The following is a 16,808-nucleotide window of genomic DNA, read 5'->3' on the forward strand; positions in this document are numbered from 1 at the left end:
CCGCTCTTGCATCGATACGCCCGCGCCTTCGGACCAGCCCACACCCTCGGCGGCATCGGCGGGACTTCTGGCGTGGCGGCGTGGCGCTCATATCGTGGCGCGGAACGGGACCGCGACCGGCCAGCGGACGTAGTTGCCCTGGGACCAGCGGACGTTGTCGAGGTCGACGGTGAAATCCGGGCAGCGGGCCAGGAGTTCCTCGAGGGCTACACGGGCCTGCATGCGGGCGGCGGCCGCGCCGAGGCAGTGGTGGTGGCCGTGGCTGAAGGTGAGAATGCGTTTGGGGTTGCGGCGGACGTCGAGTTCGGCGGCGGTGGGGCCGAACTCGCGTTCGTCGCGGTTGGCGGAGGCGTAGAGGAGCAGGACGCGGCGGCCGGCGGGGATGGTGGTGTCGTGCAGAGTGACCTCGCGGGTCGTGGTGCGGGCCAGGCCTTGGACCGGGGAGGTCATGCGGAGGAATTCCTCGACGGCGTCGGGGATGAGCGCTGGATTCTCGGCCAGGAGGCGGCGCTGGCCGGGGTGGGTGGTGAGAAGCTGGACCGCACCGCCGAGATTGCCCGTGGTGGTGTCGTTTCCGCCGGTGATCATGGTGAAGGCGAAGCCGAGCATGGCGACCAGGCCGTCATTGTCGCCGTCGGCGCCCAGGCCGGAGGCGAGCAGGTGGGAGATGGTGTCGTCGCCGGGTTCGGCGCGGCGGCGGGCGATCAATTCCGTGAAGTAGCCGACCAATTCGCCGACGGCGGTGAGCGCGTCCTGACCGCCGGCCGCTATGCCCGCGCCGGCGACCGCACCGCCGACAATGGCTTCGGTCCAATGGTCGAACTTGCCGTGATCCTGTTGCGGCACACCGAGATAGTGCGCGACGACCATGGTCGGCAGCGGCTTGAACAGTTCGGCGACGATATCGCCCTCCCCTGCCGCCCGCAGCCGCTCGATGCGCTCGACGACGAACTCCCGCACCGCGGGTTCGACCGAATTCACCTGCCGGGGCGTGAATCCCGGTGATACCCGGCGCCGGAAGTCGGTGTGCTCGGGCGGATCCATGAAGACGAACGGCCGATGCGTGCCCACGCCCGCCCGTTCGAGCCCGACATAGTCGACGGTGAGCCCCGCGGCCGAGGAGAAGGTTTCCGGATCCCTGGCCGCCGCGTACACGTCCGCGTGCCGGGACAGGACGTAGAAATCGTGCTCCGGATGCGCCTCCGGAATCACGCGGTGCACCGGATCCTGTTCGCGCAGTGCGGAATACATGGGCCAGGGATCGCGCCAGGTCTCCCCCGATCGCAACTGGAACCGGACCGGACGAGACGCCATTGTGCTCATGAATCGACGGTAAGACAAATACTCGAGTATGTCTAGAACACGTTTCAGAATGCTCCCGCTGCATCACGCCGCTGCGGCGCTAGCTCTGGGTTTCGCCGGTGTTCGAACGGATCAGCACGAAGACGAGCGAGGTATCGCCGATGCGGATGGTGGAGCCATCGGAGAGCACCGCGCTGTCCACCACCCGCGCGCCATTGACGTACACGCCGTTGGAGGAGTGCAGATCCTTGAGCACGTAGGTCATCCCGTTGTCCACGATGAGCGCGTGATGGCGGCTGACCCGCCCGTCGTGCAGCGGAATGTCATTGTCGGACAGGCGGCCGATGCGGGTCACGGTGCCGACGATGGGATACACATTGCCCTCGCGGTCGCGCAGCACCGCCTCGGGTTCGTGCCAGCTGCGATCGATAATGGTGGTGGCCCGGGTGGCCGAGGCATTGCCCACCGTGCGCACGCTGAGCGGATCCTGGCGCAGGATGCGCTGTTCCAGTTCGCGGATCCGGTGGCCCGGATCGATGCCGAGTTCCTCGGCGAGGGTGACCCGCAATCGCCGCGCCGCCTCCAGCGCGTCGGATTGCCGCCCGGCCAGGTACAGCGCGGTGATCAACTGCTCCCACAGCGATTCCCGCAGCGGATGCTCGCGCACCAGCAGGGTCAGTTCGGCGATCACGCTGTCGCCGCGACCCTGGGCGATCTCCGCCTCGGCCCGCGACTCGATCACGCCGAGCCGTTCGTCGTCGAGGGCCACCGCGTAGGCGTCGGCGAATCCGAGCCCGCGCAGATCCGACAGCACCGGCCCGCGCCATTGCGCGAGCGCCTCCGACAGCGAGACCGCGGCCGCTCCGAATCGCCCGGCCGCCAGGGCCCGCAGCCCGTTCTCGCGGCGCGCCCGGAACCGGAATACATCGCAGGCGGCGTCGTCGACCACGAGCCGGTAGCCGGTCCCCATGTGCTGGAGTACGGTGCGCGCGTCGATTCCACCGTCGCGCAAGGGTTTCCGCAGGTTGGACACGATGGCGTGCAGGCTCACCCGCACATCCGGCGGCGGATTGTCCCCCCAGACGGCGGCCGCCAGCACATCCACCGATACCGGCCGGTTGTTATTGATCGCCAGATAGGCCAGCACCGCCCGCTGCTTGGGCCCGCCCAGCTGCTGGGCGACCCCGTCGATGGTGAGCTGGACCGGTCCCAGCACCCCCACCTGCGCCCGCACCTCGGCCATGGCCGACTCCTCACGACCGCCCGCGATTATCGAGGGCCACTGTAACTATTCTTCGCCTGCCCCGCCGCCGGGATTGGTTATCGGGACGCCTCGTTCTTTATTTCGGCCTATTGAATCCAATATTCAGGGCTGCCAAACTTGATAGTCCGAGCGGTACGACGGAGATGCCGATGAAGCAATCACGGCGGGGGTTCCTGATCGGTGGCGCGATGGCCGGGTCGGCCGGCCTGGCCCTGGGGTCCACCCGATTGTTCGACGCGCCGGCCGCGGCCTCGTCGGGGCATTCCGGCCACGGCGGTGGGGTGGAGGGGCCCACCTTCCGGCTGGGGGAAGAGGTCGATCACGCCGCCAACGGGTTCAATCCGACCCGGATTCTGCGGGACTTCGACGGCGGCACGGTCTCCACCCTGCCCGGCGGCCGCACGCTGCGGGAGTGGCACATCGTGGCGCGCGACCAGGACCTGGAAGTGGCTCCGGGAGTGACCTTTCCGGCGTGGACGTTCAACTCCCGCCTGCCGGGCCCGACCCTGCGCTGCACCGAGGGCGATCTGCTGCGGGTCACCTTCACCAATGGCTCGGAGCATCCGCACACCATGCATTTCCACGGCATCCACCCCGCGGAGATGGACGGCATTCCCGGCATCGGCCGCGGCGTCATCCGGCCCAGTGAATCGTTCACCTACGAATTCGACGCCACGCCTTTCGGTTTGCACCTCTACCACTGTCACGTCAGCCCGCTGTCCGAGCACATCGCGCGCGGCATGTACGGCACCTTCATCGTGGATCCGCCGCAGCCGCGTCCGGCGGCCGACGAACTGGTGATGGTGATGCACGGCTTCAACACCACCTTCGACGGCGAGGGCAATCAGCTGTACGCGGTCAATGGCATTCCGTTCCACTACATGCACGAGCCGGTGCGGGTGAAACGCAATGAGCTGGTGCGGATCTACCTGGTCAATGTGCTGGAGTACGACCCCATCAACAGCTTCCACATCCACGGCAACTTCTTCGAGTACTACCCGACCGGAACCCGGCTCACCCCCGCCGAATTCACCGACACCATCGTGCAGGCGCAGGGGCAGCGCGGCATCTGCGAGCTACGGTTCCCGCATGCCGGGAAGTTCATGTTCCACGCCCACAAGACCGAATTCGCGGAATTGGGCTGGATGGGATTCTTCGAGGTGAGCGAGTGATGAGCGAACCCGCGGCGAGCGCACCGGCGACGGAGTCCCGATTACCGGTCTGGGTGGGCTGGGCCGGACTGGTGCTGCTGATCGCGGCGGTGCTGGCCGGGCTGGGGCTGATCGGCGGGCGTGCGCTGCCCGACCGGCTCGGGCCGCCGGTGGAGGAGATCGCGGTGGAGCGCACCGTGTTTCGCGAGGACGTCATCGAGTTGCGGGTGCGCAATACCGGGCCGGATCCGGTGACCATCGCGCAGGTGTTCGTCAATGACGCGTTCGTCGACGTCACCGGGGGCGAGGACGAGATCGGCCGGATGGGCGCGGCCACACTGGAATTGAACTATCCATGGCGGGAGGGACAGCCGTACCTGGTGTCCATGCTCACCTCCAGCGGGCTGGTGATCGAGCACGAGATCCCGCTCGCGGTCCCCACACCGGAGCCCGATGGACCGTTCTTCGGATTGATGGCGCTGCTCGGCCTCTATGTCGGCGTGATTCCGGTGCTGCTGGGCATGCTGTTCCTGCCGCTGGCGCGCCGGGCCGGGCCGAATGCGCTGCGGGTGCTGCTGGCCGTCACCGTCGGCCTGCTGGTATTCCTGGCCGTCGACGGCACGAACGAGGGCCTCGAACTGGGCGCGGAATCCGGTGGCGCGTTCGGCGGCGGGGAACTGGTCCTGCTCGGCGCGGGCCTGGCCTTCCTCGCCCTGACCGCGCTCGATCGCTGGCTGCGCGCCCGGCGCGCCCGGGCCGCGGACACCGGGGCCTCCGGCGTGCGCCTGGCGGCCATGATCGCCTTCGGTATCGGCCTGCACAATCTCGGCGAGGGCCTGGCCATCGGATCCGCTTATGCGGTGGGCGAATTGGCGCTGGGCGCGTTCCTGATTCTCGGATTCGCCATTCACAACACCACCGAGGGCGTGGCCATCGTGGCGCCGCTGGTGCGCGAACGCACCAGGCTCCCACTGCTGCTCGCCCTCGGCCTGCTCGCCGGAGCGCCCGCGATCGTGGGTGCGGTCGTGGGCGCGTCGGTCAACAATGCCGAAGTGTCGGCGCTGCTGCTGGGCATCGGCGTAGGGGCCATCGCCCAGGTGATCGTGCAGATCCTGCCCGCCCTGCGGGCCGAGGGTCACGAGCGCGCCGATGCCACCGCCATCGCGGGGGTCATCGGCGGCATCCTGGTCATGTACCTGACCGGATTGCTCGTTACCGCGTGAGGGCGGTGGGCAGGGTGAAGGCGGCGGTGCGGACGACGTCGCCGTGCTTGAAGTCCAGGAACAGGCGGTAGGTTCCGGGACCCGGGACGACGGTGTGGAAGGTGATGTCCGGGCCCGGGGCGGTGACGCCGTCGCCCGGTTCGCCGTTCGGGTGCACGTGGACGTAGGCGAGATCGCCGGCGCGCAGGACGACCAGGTGACCGAAGGCGGCCAGGTAGGGCTGCAGGTCGGTGACCGGTGCGCCGTCCTTGGTGACCGCGAGGGTGAGCAGACGGCCTTCGCCGGGCACGAGATCGCCGTCCAGGGTCACCTCGTAGCCGTCGACCGTGACGGTCCGAGTCGGCTCGGGCGCGGGCTGCGGGGCGTAGTCGCCCGGGATGGCGAAATCCGCTCCGAGCGTGATGGTCCGGCCGAGGGCCTGCGGAGCGATATCGGTGAAGGCGCGGTAGGCGCCCGCGGCGGGCAGGTTCAGCTTGACCGCCCAGGTGCCGTCGGCGGCGAGTTCGGGGTGTACGTGCCAGAAGCCGGTCAGCTCGCGCTGCACGATGATGAGGTGCAACTCGCGGTCGTGGATGGGGGTGTAGTCGGCGACCGGGCGGCCGTCGGGGCCCAGGATGCGGAAGCGGAAGTCGACTTCGCCTGCGCCGACGATGGTTTCGGCGAGGTCGAGGGTGTAGCCGTCCTGGGTGATCCGCAGGCCGCCGGGGAGCCCGGCGTCGTGGCCGGCGTGGGCACCGTGCGCTCCGTTCCCGGCATGAATTTCGTGTCCGGCGTGTTCACCATGGGCGGCGTGATCGGTGTGCGCGGCGTGAGCAGCGTGGTCGGCATGGTTGGCAGCGTGCGCGTGAGTGGTCATTTCCGCGTCTCCCTCGATCGTTTCGGTGTTCCGATAGGGAGAAATCTAATACCCCCAGGGGGTATCTGCAAGATCAAGTGGAGTGATCCGGCTCACTACGAGGAACGCACATAGGTCATCTCCGGCGACACCGTGATGATGTCCGCGACCGCCACCAGTTCCGGAGGCACCGCGCCCCCGTCGAAGTGGCGCGCGCTCGGGACGATGACGGCATCGAGGTCGAGCCGCGAGATCAGTACGCGCAAGCGGCGCAGCGGCTGATCGGTGAGCGGGCCGAAGACCACCGTTTTGCGGAGGTCGTAGCCGAGTCGATAAGCCAGGCCGCGAATAGCGGCCTCGTCCGATTCCTGCTGAATGCCGGAAACGTCACTCCGCAACCATCCGATCGCGCTGGGTTCGGTTGTCATGGCTAACCTTTGAGGTGTCCGCAGCCTGTGTCTAGTGCCGACTTCAACGTTCGTACGTCGAACGAGATTGATCGATGGCTTCCGGCGGGGAAAGTACTGGGCAAACCTGGGTCATGACGGCACGGCAAATCCGTGGAAGACCTATTCTCGGGATAGGTCCAGCAGAGAGGCCGCATGCCGTGACCGGACGGAACGAGCTGCTCATCGCCGCTCGCTCGCGTATGGAATCACCCGGTGCGCCAGGTCAATCCATGACTCGCCGGGAGTTGGCGGATGCCGTCAACGATCACGTCTTCCGGATCACGAGCAAGCGGGGCGCCGTCGACGAGCGGCACGTCGGCAAGTGGGAGCGAGGCGAAACGACGTGGCCGAGAAAGCATTACCGCGCCGCCCTGCGGGCGGTGCTGAACGTGGCGACCGATGCCGAGCTCGGCTTCGCCGCGCCGGCGCGGGCAGCGGATGACGAGAGCGTGAACCGCAAGCAGTTCCTGTCGAGCGCGCTCGTGGTGACCACGGGGGCGGTGCTGTCCAATGCCGCGCCCACCGAGAGCGAGCTCATCGACACCATGGCGGGACCGACCGGCAATTACCGGCGGATGGAATCCTCGGTGCCGTCGGACCGGCTGGCGCCGGTGGTGGACGCGCATCTGAACCTGGTCGCCGGAGTAGTCCGGGATCGGCTGCGCACCTCCAGCGGCTTCCGCGCCCTGTCCGAAATCGCCGGTCTGGCAGCGTGGCTGGCCGCCGACCGCGGTGACGACGCGGCGGCCCGGCGGCGCTATGTGGAGGCCATCCGGCATGCCGAGCGCACGCATCATCCGCTGCTCGTGTCCTATATGACGGCCAGCCTCGGGCACTACGCCGTGGAGATGGGCGACGCCCGCGCCGGGTTGACCCTGTTGCGCACCGCCGCCAATCAGCTCGGGCCCGACGCCCCCGACAGCGCCACCGCCTGGCTCACCTCGCTGCTGGCCGTCGCCTATGCCGCCACCGGGGACCGCGCCAATGCGCACGCCGCCATGCGGCGAGCGGACAAGCTGGTGGATCGGCAACGCGGCGAACCGCAGTGGCCGTGGGTGTTCGTCTTCGACGCGCCCAAGGCCGCCCGGTATCAGGCCGCGGCGCTGGCCCGGCTGGGCGATCACCGCGCCGCCCATCTCGCCTTCGTCCATGCCGGCTCCGCCCTGACCGCGGCCAAACCGCGGGCGCTGGTGCAGGTCGAGCACGCGCAGGTGCTCGCCCGCAGCGGCGATATCGAGGCCGGGTGCGCGCTGGCCGCCGCGGCGCTGACAGTCGGCCTCAGCTATCACAGTGAGCGAATCACGCGGACCGCCCGGACATTCCGTGCGGGGCTGCCGGCCCGTACCGTGGAGGCGAGGGCACTCGACGAGGCCCTGGCAACCCTCTACGGACGAGACCAATGACCCGCGTCGCCATTACCGGGCATCGTGGGCTGCCACCCGTCACCCTCGAGCTGGTCGCGGCGGCGCTGCACACCGCGGTGGGCAAGCGCGCCGAACCTCCCCTGTACGGCGTGAGTTGCCTTGCCGACGGCCCGGATTCGCTCTTCGCCCAGGCCGTTCTCGAACACGGCGGGCAGCTCATCGCCGTCGTCCCCGCCCGCAGGTACCGCGAAAGCCTGCCCGTCGAGCACCATCCGATCTATGACCGGCTGCTCGCCGCCGCCGCGGAGGTGGTCGAACTCGACCGCGAGGAATCCGATTCCGAGGCCCATCAGGCCGGCAATCTGCGCATGCTGGACGGCTCCGACGAGCTGCTCGCGGTCTGGGACGGCAAGCCCGCCCGCGGCTACGGGGGCACCGCCGATGTGGTCGCGGCAGCGCGCCGCCGCGGCATCCCGGTCACCATTCTCTGGCCCCCGGACGCCGAACGCCCGTGACCCGGCCGGCTTGACCTAAACAAAGGTTGATGTACCAGGCTGGGGTCCATCGGTCCGATCGACGGTCCGACCCGCGTCCCGCCGAGTCCGTACGCCCCTCGGCGGGGCGCGAAACACTCTCCCGCGCGAGCTACCGTGGAAGCCGTGGGCATCATGGGCGAACTGTTCCCGGGCAAGAAGCTGACCGATGAGGGCAGCGAGGATTCCAGCGGTCAGCCGCACCGTCCGCGCCTGGAAGTGAACCTCGACGACGGCGTGATCCGCATTGCCCCGACCAACCCGCCGACCACCGAGGATGCGGCGAACTAGGTTTGCCGCAGCGGCTCGTAGACCTCGGCGCTGAGGCCGAAGGTCCAGGCGACGCCCTCGCGCGCGGTCTGCGTCGTGGGCGGGACGCGCAGCCAGTAGGTACGGCTGGTGCCGTCCGGTTCGGGGGTCGAGTTGACCACCTCGACCATCACCACGTCCTCGTCGTCGGGTAGCTCGATGCGCCACAGCACGCCGGTTTCGTCGCGGTGCAGCGGGCGGGCGCCGGATTCGGACAGGTAGCGGTCGTAGCCGTAGTACTCGAGCATGATGCGGCGCAGTTCGGCGTTCTCCTCGCGCCGGATGCGCTCGGGGGTCAGCGTGCGCAGTCCGGCGAGGAACTCCCCCGCCACCGCCATACCGCGCCAGGAGTGCAGGGCGAAGCCGTCGGCGTAGGCCAGGGCGGGGCCGTCCGCGCGGTCCAGGCGACCGGCCTCGTCACGGTGGAGTTCGGTGGGGCGATCGGTGAGGATTGCGACCTTTTCGTAGGGCCACCACCAACCGGCCTCCCGCGCCACCGCGGCCAGTCCGTCGAGAGGGTTGCCGGGCGCGGTATCGAAGGCGGAGAGCCAGGCGGCGTCGTGCTGGCCGAGTACGGCGTCCAGCAGCAATAGGCGAACCCTGGTCTCCTGCTTGCGATCCCGGGCCACCGCGGCGACGACGCCCGCGCTGATGCGGTCGACGATGGTGCGGGTGAGCTCCCACAGGTCGGCGCCGGTGGCCTGCCAATGATCGCTGAAACCCTTGGCGCCGAGGGCGGCGTGCAGGCGTTCGCGTTCGGCCGCCCACGGACGGCTGCGCAGCGCCTCGCGCACGCTCGCCCCGGTATTGCGCAGAATCGGCCGGCCCTCCGGCTCGACCGCCCAGAGCTTGCGCACGGCCTCCAAGGGCGATGCGGCCCAGACGATCCGCTCGGGTTCGGCCAGTCCGGCCCGCCGATAGGCCAGGCGCACCCCGGCCTCGGCCGCCGCCCGGTCGCCGCGGCCGGTCACCGCCGAGATCGCGCGCCACTGCGCCTGCGTTGTCACTTGCTCGCTCGATTCTCTTGTCGCTGTGTGTGTTCCGGGCTCAGTCGGCGACGATGCGCACCGAACCGGGCACGTACTCGCGCTGCCGGATCACCCGGTACCAGCCCTTGGGCAGCGGGATGGCCGCGTGCTCCTCGTGCACGACGCGCCCGCCCTCGGGCAGATGGAGCAGGAAGGGCCCGAAGGCCCCGGTCTCGCGAACCAGCCGCCCGGGGCCTTGGACGGCGTGGGCGTGGCCGGTGACCTCGCCGAGCGCGAGCACCAGCCGGCCGCGGGCATCGCGCGGTTCGGACGGCGCTTTCGCGGCCCGCTCGGGTACGGCGGCCGCCGCCAGCGGAACGATCAGGACATCGCCTTGCCGGTACATGATTCTGCTCCCCTCATGGCACGAGATCGGTGCCGTGCCAAGGACGGTAGCGCCGCGCACCGACAAGTCCCGGCCGCCCGCGCGATTGTCCGCCGGGCTTGGTAGAAAGCACCCATCGATCACCGGCACTGGCCAGAAGGGGCGGGGCGCACATGACCATCGGGAACCACCTGGAGGAGTTCTACGGGTTGCCCGTATTCGACTTCCCGGACGCGGCGGACTTGCGCAAACGCAAGACCGCCTTGCCCGCGCCGGACTCGGTGGCGTGGCGGATCAGCCTGTCGGACTGGGACTCCGAGGACCCGTGGTCGGAGGACTTCGCCCGGTTCCTGGTGGCGGTCGATTCGACGCGGGTGCGGGCGATCATCGTGGGAATGTGGAACGAGGTGCACGACAACGGCCCGGAGGAAGTCATCGAGGCGATCACCGCGGCCCCGGACCGCTTCCCCGCGCTGCGCGCGCTGTTCCTCGGCGACATCACCTTCGACGAGTGTGAGATCTCCTGGATCAACCAGGGCTCGGTGACGCCGCTGTTGGAAGCCTTCCCCGCGCTGGAGGAGTTCGGCGTGCGCGGCGGGCAGAATCTGGAGTTCGACGCCATCGAGCACGCGCGGCTGCGCAAGCTGACCGTGCAGACCGGTGGCCTGCCCGGCGAGGTGGCGCGTGACATCGCGGACAGCGACCTGCCCGCGCTCACCCATCTCGACTTGTGGCTGGGCACCTCCGAGTACGGCGGGGACACCGAAATCGCCGATTTGGCGCAGATTTTCGCCGGCGCTCGGCTGCCGAAACTGCGGTATCTGGGCTTGCGCAACAGTGAGATCCAGGACGAGATCTGCGCCGAGCTGGCCGCCGCGCCGGTGGTGGCGCGGCTCGAGGCGCTCGATGTGTCGATGGGCGTGCTGACCGATGACGGGGCGGCCGCGCTGCTCGCCGGGCAGCCGCTCTGGCATTTGAAAACCCTTGATATGCACCACAACTACCTCAGCGAGGCGATGCGCGCCCGGCTGCGGGAAACCCTCGAGCCCGCGGGCGTGGAACTGAACCTGGACACCGGTGACGCGGAGGAGGACGAAGACGAGGACCAGGTGTGGCGCTTCGTCGCGGTCGGTGAGTGAGCATTGGCGGAGGGGTTTCCGTATCGGTGGGTCGTCGTCGGCAATGGCGAGAACCGGCGGGTGCGGATGTTTCTCGCGGCGGCGGAGGCGGCCGGGCTGGTGACGCCGCGCGTGGTGCGGTGGCGGGACGTCCTGCGTGCGGGCGGGCACGAGTTCGCGGCCGACGAGCTCGTGCGCTTGGACTCACCAGGGGAGGATCCGGAAATGGACGAACTGCTGCGCGGGGTGAAAGAGCCGACGCGCGTGGAGGGTTCGGCGCGCTGGTACGCGCGATTCCTGGACGCGGTGCGGTCACTGCGGGGCGGGATCCGGCTCGACGATCCCGCCGAGGTGGGCATCCTTTTCGACAAGCGGTTGTGCCATGCGCGGCTGGCGGACGCCGGCGTGCCGGTACCGCCCTCCCCCACCTCGGGTGCGCGGGAACCGGTGCACGACTGGGCCGATGTGCGTGCACTGATGCGGACGGGCGGTATGCCCCGCGCCTTCGTCAAGATCGCGCACGGCTCCTCGGCGTCGGGGGTGCTCGCAATCGAGACGACCCGCACCGGACGGGTGCAGGCCACCACCTCCGTCGAAGTGGATTCGGCTGGGGGCCTGCACAATTCGCTGAAGATCCGCCGGTACACCGAGGAGCGGCAGGTCGCCGCGATCGTCGATCGTCTCGCACCCGACGGGCTGCACATCGAACGATGGCTGCCCAAGGCGTCTCTCGGCGGCGGGGCGGCCGATCTGCGGGTGCTCGTCGTGGCGGGGCGGGCCACCCACGCGGTCGTGCGGACCAGCCGGGCGCCGCTGACCAATCTGCATCTGGGCGGGCGGCGGGGCGATCTCGCGATGGTGCGCGCCGCAGCGGGTGAGCGCTGGGCGGAGGCGCTGGCCATCTGTGAACAGGCCGCCGCGTGTTTTCCCGGAACACTGTGCGTGGGAGTGGATCTGCTGCCCGCGACCGGCTGGCGGCGATTCGCCGTCGGCGAGGTCAACGCCTTCGGCGATCTGCTGCCGCGGCTCACGGGGCTGCCGGAGGGACCGGCGGCCGGGCTGGATACCTACACGGCACAGATACGGGCCGCACAGCGCCTGTACAGCGCTGCACCACAACGACTTTCACAGGAGCACCCGCATGTACCGGCCTGATATGAACGAGGTGGTCGGCCGCGACGACCTGCTGCTGCTCACCCTGGACACCTTGCGCTACGACGTCGCGGTCGAGCTGGCGGAGGCGGGCCGGCTGCCCAATCTGATGGCACACCTGCCGCCCTCCGGATGGGAGAAGCGCCATGCGCCGGGCAATTTCACCTATGCCTCGCATCAGGCCATCTTCGCCGGATTCCTGCCGACGCCGGCCACGCCCGGTCCGCATCCCCGGCTGTTCGCCGCACGTTTCGCGGGCAGTGAGACGACCGCGGACGGCACCTTCGTTTTCGACGAACCGGATCTGGTGACCGCGCTGGCGGCGCGGGGCTATCACACGGTGTGCATCGGAGGCGTCGGATTCTTCAACAAGCAGGGCGCATTGGGGAATGTGCTGCCCGGGCTGTTCGCGGAGAGTCATTGGGAATCGGGATTCTCGGTGGCCTCCCCGACCTCCTTCGAGGAGCAGGTGACGCGGGCGGAGAAGGTGGTGGCCGAACTGCCCGCACGGCAGCGGGTCTTCTTGTTCCTCAATGCTTCCGCGCTGCATCAGCCCAATTGGTTCTACCTGCCGGGCGCGACCCGCGCGGCCGGGGACAGCCGGGCCACGCATGCCGCCGCCCTGGAGTACATCGACCGTCACGTGGCCCGGCTGTTCGATGCGATGCGTTCGCGCCGCCGGTGTTTCGCCATCGTGTGCTCCGATCACGGCACCGCCTACGGGGACGACGGTTTCACCGGGCACCGCCTAGGCCACGAGTCCGTATGGACCGTTCCGTACGGTCACTTCTCCCTGGATCCTCTGGAGTCTTCCGCATGACCGCGACACTCGTTTCGCCCAGGCCCTATCAGAGTTATGTCTATGCCTACCCGCACAAGACGGCGTATCGGCCGTTGCGGCCGCGGCCGGCGCTGGCGGATCTCTGGAAAGGTGAACCGCGCCGGGCGCTCTCGCTGTATCTGCACATTCCGTTCTGCGAGGTGCGGTGCGGATTCTGCAACCTCTTCACCCGAGTGGGCGCGCCCGGCGGTTTGACCGGACGGTATCTCGACGCGCTCACCCGCCAGGCGGTCGCCGTGCGGGAGGCGCTCGGCGACGACGAGCCGGTGCGCTTCGCGAACGCGGCCTTCGGCGGCGGCACCCCGACCTTTCTCGATGCCGGTGAGCTGGAAAGGCTCTGTGACATAGCCGAACTGGTGATGGGCGCGGATCTGCGCGCGATTCTGCTGTCGGTCGAGGCCTCGCCCGCGACGGCGACCGCGGACCGGCTGGCCGTGCTCTCCGAGCGCGGGGCCACGCGGGTGAGCCTGGGAGTGCAGAGCTTCGTCGACGAGGAGGCGCGCGCGGCCGTGCGGCCGCAGCGCCGCGCCGAGGTCGAGGCCGCCCTCGGCCGGATCCGCGCGGCCGGGATCCCGATTCTCAATATCGATCTCATCTACGGCATCGACGGCCAGAGCTCGTCGAGCTGGCGGCAGTCCCTGGATGCGGCGCTGGCCTGGCGGCCGGAGGAGATCTACCTCTATCCGCTGTATGTGCGCCCGCTGACCGGATTGGATCGCCATGCCGATCCCGCGGTGTCCGAACGGGATTGGGACGCTCAGCGACTGCGGCTGTACTGCGAGGGGCGCGATCATCTGCTCGCCCAGGGGTACGAGCAGGTCTCCATGCGCATGTTCCGCCGCCGCGACGCCCCGCCGCAGGGGCCCGACGATTACGCCTGCCAGACCGACGGCATGATCGGCCTCGGCTGTGGCGCCCGCTCCTACACGTCGGGTCTGCACTACTCGTTCGACTACGCGGTTTCCATGCGCGAGGTCCGGGCGATCATCGATGAGTACACCACCACAACGGATTTCAGCCGCGCCATGGTGGGCCGTGCCATCGACGAGGACGAGGCGCGCCGCAGGTTCCTGCTGCAATCCCTGTTGCAGGCCGCAGGTTTCGCGGCCGCCGACTACCGGGAACGCTTCGGCACCGCGCCCTATCAGGACTTCCCCATCGAACTGCGGACGCTGGCCGAGCGTGGCTGGCTGGCCGATCCGGTGGCCGCACACCTGCGGCTGACGCCGGCGGGCCTGTCCTACTCCGATGCGATCGGCCCCGAATTCTTCTCTCCCGCAGTAAGATCGGCCATGTCGGCCTACGAACTCCGGTAGCGCCCGTGGATCTGACCCTGCTGTATCGCGGCCCGCTGTCCTCCTGCGACTATGACTGCGCGTATTGCCCGTTCGCCAAGCGCCGGGACTCGACCGCTCAGCTGCGCGCCGACCGCGACGCCCTCGACCGCTTCACCGCCTGGGCCCGGCGGCAGACCGGCGACCGGCTGTCGATCCTCTTCACCCCGTGGGGTGAGGGCCTCGTCCGCTCCTGGTATCGGCGCGCCCTGATCGACCTGTCCCACGAGCCGCATATCGAACGCGTGGCCATCCAGACCAACCTCAGCTGCCGCACCAACTGGCTCGCCGAAGCCGATCCGGAAACCGTCGCGCTCTGGTGCACCTACCACCCGGGGCAGACGCCTTACGACCGCTTCCTCGCGAAAACGCGAGAACTCGCGGCCGCGGGCATCCGTTTCAGCGTCGGCATAGTCGGCCTCCCCGAGCATCTGTCGCATGCCCGCAGGCTCCGCGCCGACCTCCCCGAACACGTCTATCTATGGGTGAACGCCGCCGAAGGTCACGCCTACACCGATCCCGAGGCCGCCGTCTGGGCTGCTCTCGATCCGCTCTTCCCCTTCAGCCGTCACGCCCACGCCTCCGCCGGCCGGGCTTGCCGCACCGGCTCCACGGTCGTCTCCGTCGACGGCGACGGCGTCGTCCGCCGCTGCCATTTCGTCCGCGACATCCTGGGCAACCTCTACGACGGCTCCTACCGCAACGCCCTCGCCCCGCGCCCCTGCCCCCTCGCCGTGTGCGACTGCCACATCGGCTACGTCCACCTCGAAACCCTCCCCCTCTACGACGTTTTCGCGGGCGGAGTCCTGGAACGCATCCCGGCCGCTCCCGGCCTCGTCGACCTCGAACTCAGCGTCCACGGCGGTGGTGACGACAGGCATCGCATCGGCTGAATGAGCGACCGCCGGCATCGCGTCCACGAGGGCGGGCACGTCGGACATCGTGTCGGCGGCGTCGGCCAAGCCGGGCATCGCATCCGGGGCGCAAGCCGTGTCGGGCATCGCATCCGCGGTACCGGCCGTGCCGGACATCGCATCCGCGGCATCGGCGGCGAAGGGCGGCGCGCCCGCGGCGTCGACGATGGCCGGTGGCACGTCCCCCATGCCGGTCGGTTCGAGTTCGGCTCGCAGATCGGCGATTTCGGCGGCCAGTTGGTCGCGCAGGTGGATGCGTTCGTCGAGGCTGGCGCGCATGCCGGCAATGGTGTCGTCCATGGCGGCCAGGCGGCGGTCGGCGCCCCGCAGGTGGTATTCGATGACCGCGCGGCGGTCGACCACGGCGCTGGCATTGCGGATCCACTCCTGGATGTAGGCCAGCCAGGCGGGGGGCTTGGGCATCTTCTCGTCGTCGAAGCCCTGCCGGAGGGCGGTCTTGGTGGAGAGGACCTTGTCCTTGGGCCTGCCGGAGGTGAGGTCGGTCAGCTGGGCGAGGGACAGCTTGCCGGCGCTGGTCACCGCGGCCGTGAGCCGGTAGCGGCCCACCAGGTGCAGTTTCAGTTCGGCGGTGTAGCGCGCGTCCGCGTCGAGCATGCCCACCCAGGGCCCGTCGGTGGCGGCCAGCAGCGCCTCGAGAATGTCCTGCTGCATGGCGCCGCCGCGCAGCCGGGCGATGCTGACGCGCAGGTGGTCGGGGGTGGCGGTCATCTGGTCCCAGTGCATTTGACCCCGCTTTCTGACCGGCTCGTGGAACGACAACGGGTACGACGATATCCGGGCTCGGCCCGCTGCCCGTGGCAGACGTGCGCGCGGTGCGGCGCGCGGCCGCGTGCTAAGAGCCGGGCCGCCGGTTACGGCCGGTGCGGGCTGGCGCCCCCGTCCACGACAATGCGCTGGCCGGTGAGGTAACCGGCGGCCGGGGAGACCAGGAAGGCGATGACATCGGCGACCTCGGCCGGTCGGCAGACATGACCGAAGGCGGAGGCGGCGTCGAGGTCCGCGGCGTGGCGGGCGGCGCCGCCGGTGACCGCCGCGGTGAGCCGGTCGCCCATATCGGTGGCCACCAGGCCCGGGGCGACGATATTGACGTGGATGCCATTGGCCGCCTCCTCTTTGGCGAGGGTGTGGGCCAGCGCTTCCAGCGCGGCCTTGGCCATGTTGTAGGGCGCGCCATTGGCGCCCAGCGTGTGCGCGGCCACGCTGCTGATCATGATGATGTCGCCGCGCTCGCAGTGCCGCATGGACGGCAGCACGAGGCGGGTGAGATTGTGCGGGCCGAAGGCATGGACCTGGAGCAATTTCTCCACTTCGGCAATGGGAGTGTCGGCCACGGTATTGCCGCGGCTGGCGATGCCCGCATTGTGCACGAGGATGCCGATCGGCCCCAGCTCGGAAACCACCTGCCCGACCATGGCTTCGACCGCCTCGTAATCCTGGACCGGGGCGTGCACAGCGAGCGCACTGCCGCCGGTGGATTCGATCCGTGCGACAGTGTCTTTCGCGGACTGCTCGTCCCGCGCCCAGGTGATCGCGACCGCCGCCCCGCGCTCGGCCAGGGCGAGTGCGGTGGCGCGCCCGATGCCGCGGCCGCCGCCGGTAATGAGCGCTACCCGGCCCGTGAGTGAGTTGTTCATCTGCGCCCTTC

At 69.4% G+C, this 16,808-nt stretch carries 18 protein-coding genes; 11 read left to right on the forward strand and 7 right to left on the reverse strand.

Features of this window, described 5'->3' with window-relative positions; translation table 11 throughout:
* Positions 1–87: 87 nt before the first annotated feature.
* Complete coding sequence (locus ACYQ5L_RS33470) at positions 88–1,323, reverse strand: cytochrome P450 (RefSeq protein ID WP_459962191.1); 1,236 nt, start codon at positions 1,321–1,323, stop codon at positions 88–90.
* A 79-nt stretch (positions 1,324–1,402) separates the two neighbouring features.
* Entirely contained in the window at positions 1,403–2,545 is a 1,143-nt protein-coding gene (locus ACYQ5L_RS33475) for a BTAD domain-containing putative transcriptional regulator (protein WP_459962192.1), read from the reverse strand.
* A gap of 170 nt (positions 2,546–2,715) precedes the next feature.
* Here ACYQ5L_RS33475 and ACYQ5L_RS33480 point away from each other — a divergent pair, with 170 nt between their 5' ends.
* Positions 2,716–3,738, forward strand: a complete 1,023-nt coding sequence (locus ACYQ5L_RS33480) for a multicopper oxidase domain-containing protein (protein WP_459962193.1) — start codon at positions 2,716–2,718, stop codon at positions 3,736–3,738.
* Positions 3,738–4,940 carry a ZIP family metal transporter gene (locus ACYQ5L_RS33485; RefSeq protein WP_459962194.1) on the forward strand — a complete coding sequence of 401 codons (1,203 nt, stop codon included), beginning with the start codon at positions 3,738–3,740 and terminating at the stop codon, positions 4,938–4,940. Before ACYQ5L_RS33480 ends, ACYQ5L_RS33485 begins: the two co-directional genes overlap by 1 nt.
* Here the strand turns inward: ACYQ5L_RS33485 and ACYQ5L_RS33490 are convergent.
* Together ACYQ5L_RS33490 and ACYQ5L_RS33495 are read right to left on the reverse strand one after the other, a co-directional pair.
* Entirely contained in the window at positions 4,930–5,796 is an 867-nt protein-coding gene (locus ACYQ5L_RS33490) for a hypothetical protein (protein WP_459962195.1), read from the reverse strand. The two genes, ACYQ5L_RS33485 and ACYQ5L_RS33490, sit on opposite strands and share 11 nt — an antisense overlap.
* 95 nt (positions 5,797–5,891) lie before the next feature.
* Positions 5,892–6,203 carry a hypothetical protein gene (locus ACYQ5L_RS33495; RefSeq protein ID WP_459962196.1) on the reverse strand — a complete coding sequence of 104 codons (312 nt, stop codon included), beginning with the start codon at positions 6,201–6,203 and terminating at the stop codon, positions 5,892–5,894.
* Positions 6,204–6,454: 251 nt separating this feature from the next.
* Here ACYQ5L_RS33495 and ACYQ5L_RS33500 point away from each other — a divergent pair, with 251 nt between their 5' ends.
* The 3 genes from ACYQ5L_RS33500 (at position 6,455) to ACYQ5L_RS33510 (ending at position 8,412) form a co-directional block, all read left to right on the forward strand.
* Positions 6,455–7,627, forward strand: a complete 1,173-nt coding sequence (locus ACYQ5L_RS33500) for an NsdA family TPR-like regulatory protein (protein ID WP_459962197.1) — start codon at positions 6,455–6,457, stop codon at positions 7,625–7,627.
* Complete coding sequence (locus ACYQ5L_RS33505; RefSeq protein WP_459962198.1) at positions 7,624–8,103, forward strand: hypothetical protein; 480 nt, start codon at positions 7,624–7,626, stop codon at positions 8,101–8,103. Before ACYQ5L_RS33500 ends, ACYQ5L_RS33505 begins: the two co-directional genes overlap by 4 nt.
* 144 nt (positions 8,104–8,247) lie before the next feature.
* Positions 8,248–8,412, forward strand: a complete 165-nt coding sequence (locus ACYQ5L_RS33510) for a hypothetical protein (protein WP_459963691.1) — start codon at positions 8,248–8,250, stop codon at positions 8,410–8,412.
* On the opposite strand, the gene ACYQ5L_RS33515 is transcribed toward ACYQ5L_RS33510, so the two are convergent.
* Both ACYQ5L_RS33515 and ACYQ5L_RS33520 read right to left on the reverse strand, forming a co-directional pair.
* On the reverse strand, positions 8,409–9,437 hold the full coding sequence (locus tag ACYQ5L_RS33515) for a DUF6745 domain-containing protein (RefSeq protein ID WP_459962200.1): 1,029 nt from the start codon (positions 9,435–9,437) through the stop codon (positions 8,409–8,411). The genes ACYQ5L_RS33510 and ACYQ5L_RS33515 overlap by 4 nt on opposite strands.
* Before the next feature lie 40 nt (positions 9,438–9,477).
* Complete coding sequence (locus ACYQ5L_RS33520) at positions 9,478–9,804, reverse strand: hypothetical protein (RefSeq protein ID WP_459962201.1); 327 nt, start codon at positions 9,802–9,804, stop codon at positions 9,478–9,480.
* 152 nt (positions 9,805–9,956) lie between these two features.
* Between ACYQ5L_RS33520 and ACYQ5L_RS33525 the strand changes: the two genes are divergently transcribed.
* The 6 genes from ACYQ5L_RS33525 to ACYQ5L_RS33550 are packed head-to-tail and all read left to right on the forward strand — an operon-like array spanning position 9,957 to position 16,072.
* The gene (locus tag ACYQ5L_RS33525) at positions 9,957–10,922 is read left to right on the forward strand and encodes an STM4015 family protein (protein WP_459962203.1); all 966 of its coding nucleotides are present in this window, start codon (positions 9,957–9,959) and stop codon (positions 10,920–10,922) included.
* A 3-nt stretch (positions 10,923–10,925) separates the two neighbouring features.
* Positions 10,926–12,056: an STM4014 family protein gene (locus ACYQ5L_RS33530; protein WP_459962204.1), complete on the forward strand. Its 1,131-nt coding sequence runs from the start codon at positions 10,926–10,928 to the stop codon at positions 12,054–12,056.
* On the forward strand, positions 12,043–12,873 hold the full coding sequence (locus ACYQ5L_RS33535) for an STM4013/SEN3800 family hydrolase (RefSeq protein ID WP_459962205.1): 831 nt from the start codon (positions 12,043–12,045) through the stop codon (positions 12,871–12,873). The genes ACYQ5L_RS33530 and ACYQ5L_RS33535 overlap by 14 nt, the downstream gene beginning before the upstream one ends.
* On the forward strand, positions 12,870–14,210 hold the full coding sequence (locus ACYQ5L_RS33540; RefSeq protein ID WP_459962206.1) for an STM4012 family radical SAM protein: 1,341 nt from the start codon (positions 12,870–12,872) through the stop codon (positions 14,208–14,210). Before ACYQ5L_RS33535 ends, ACYQ5L_RS33540 begins: the two co-directional genes overlap by 4 nt.
* Before the next feature lie 5 nt (positions 14,211–14,215).
* Positions 14,216–15,121, forward strand: coding sequence for an STM4011 family radical SAM protein (locus tag ACYQ5L_RS33545; RefSeq protein WP_459962207.1), 906 nt, complete (start codon positions 14,216–14,218; stop codon positions 15,119–15,121).
* A complete protein-coding gene (locus ACYQ5L_RS33550) occupies positions 15,122–16,072 on the forward strand; it encodes a hypothetical protein (RefSeq protein WP_459962208.1) in 951 nt (316 codons plus the stop codon).
* On the opposite strand, the gene ACYQ5L_RS33555 is transcribed toward ACYQ5L_RS33550, so the two are convergent.
* Positions 16,015–16,797 (reverse strand): SDR family NAD(P)-dependent oxidoreductase, encoded by a 783-nt coding sequence (locus tag ACYQ5L_RS33555; protein WP_459962209.1) that lies wholly within the window; start codon positions 16,795–16,797, stop codon positions 16,015–16,017. The two genes, ACYQ5L_RS33550 and ACYQ5L_RS33555, sit on opposite strands and share 58 nt — an antisense overlap.
* Positions 16,798–16,808 lie beyond the last annotated feature (11 nt).

Source organism: Nocardia sp. IFM 10818 (assembly GCF_054655275.1).

Coding starts and splice junctions, on each gene's coding strand:
- ACYQ5L_RS33470 (WP_459962191.1), bottom strand. CDS start 1,323: ATGAGCACAATGGCGTCTCGTCCGGTCCGGTTCCAGTTGCGATCGGGG.
- ACYQ5L_RS33475 (WP_459962192.1), bottom strand. CDS start 2,545: ATGGCCGAGGTGCGGGCGCAGGTGGGGGTGCTGGGACCGGTCCAGCTC.
- ACYQ5L_RS33480 (WP_459962193.1), top strand. CDS start 2,716: ATGAAGCAATCACGGCGGGGGTTCCTGATCGGTGGCGCGATGGCCGGG.
- ACYQ5L_RS33485 (WP_459962194.1), top strand. CDS start 3,738: ATGAGCGAACCCGCGGCGAGCGCACCGGCGACGGAGTCCCGATTACCG.
- ACYQ5L_RS33490 (WP_459962195.1), bottom strand. CDS start 5,796: ATGACCACTCACGCGCACGCTGCCAACCATGCCGACCACGCTGCTCAC.
- ACYQ5L_RS33495 (WP_459962196.1), bottom strand. CDS start 6,203: ATGACAACCGAACCCAGCGCGATCGGATGGTTGCGGAGTGACGTTTCC.
- ACYQ5L_RS33500 (WP_459962197.1), top strand. CDS start 6,455: ATGACTCGCCGGGAGTTGGCGGATGCCGTCAACGATCACGTCTTCCGG.
- ACYQ5L_RS33505 (WP_459962198.1), top strand. CDS start 7,624: ATGACCCGCGTCGCCATTACCGGGCATCGTGGGCTGCCACCCGTCACC.
- ACYQ5L_RS33520 (WP_459962201.1), bottom strand. CDS start 9,804: ATGTACCGGCAAGGCGATGTCCTGATCGTTCCGCTGGCGGCGGCCGCC.
- ACYQ5L_RS33525 (WP_459962203.1), top strand. CDS start 9,957: ATGACCATCGGGAACCACCTGGAGGAGTTCTACGGGTTGCCCGTATTC.
- ACYQ5L_RS33535 (WP_459962205.1), top strand. CDS start 12,043: ATGTACCGGCCTGATATGAACGAGGTGGTCGGCCGCGACGACCTGCTG.
- ACYQ5L_RS33540 (WP_459962206.1), top strand. CDS start 12,870: ATGACCGCGACACTCGTTTCGCCCAGGCCCTATCAGAGTTATGTCTAT.
- ACYQ5L_RS33550 (WP_459962208.1), top strand. CDS start 15,122: ATGAGCGACCGCCGGCATCGCGTCCACGAGGGCGGGCACGTCGGACAT.
- ACYQ5L_RS33555 (WP_459962209.1), bottom strand. CDS start 16,797: ATGAACAACTCACTCACGGGCCGGGTAGCGCTCATTACCGGCGGCGGC.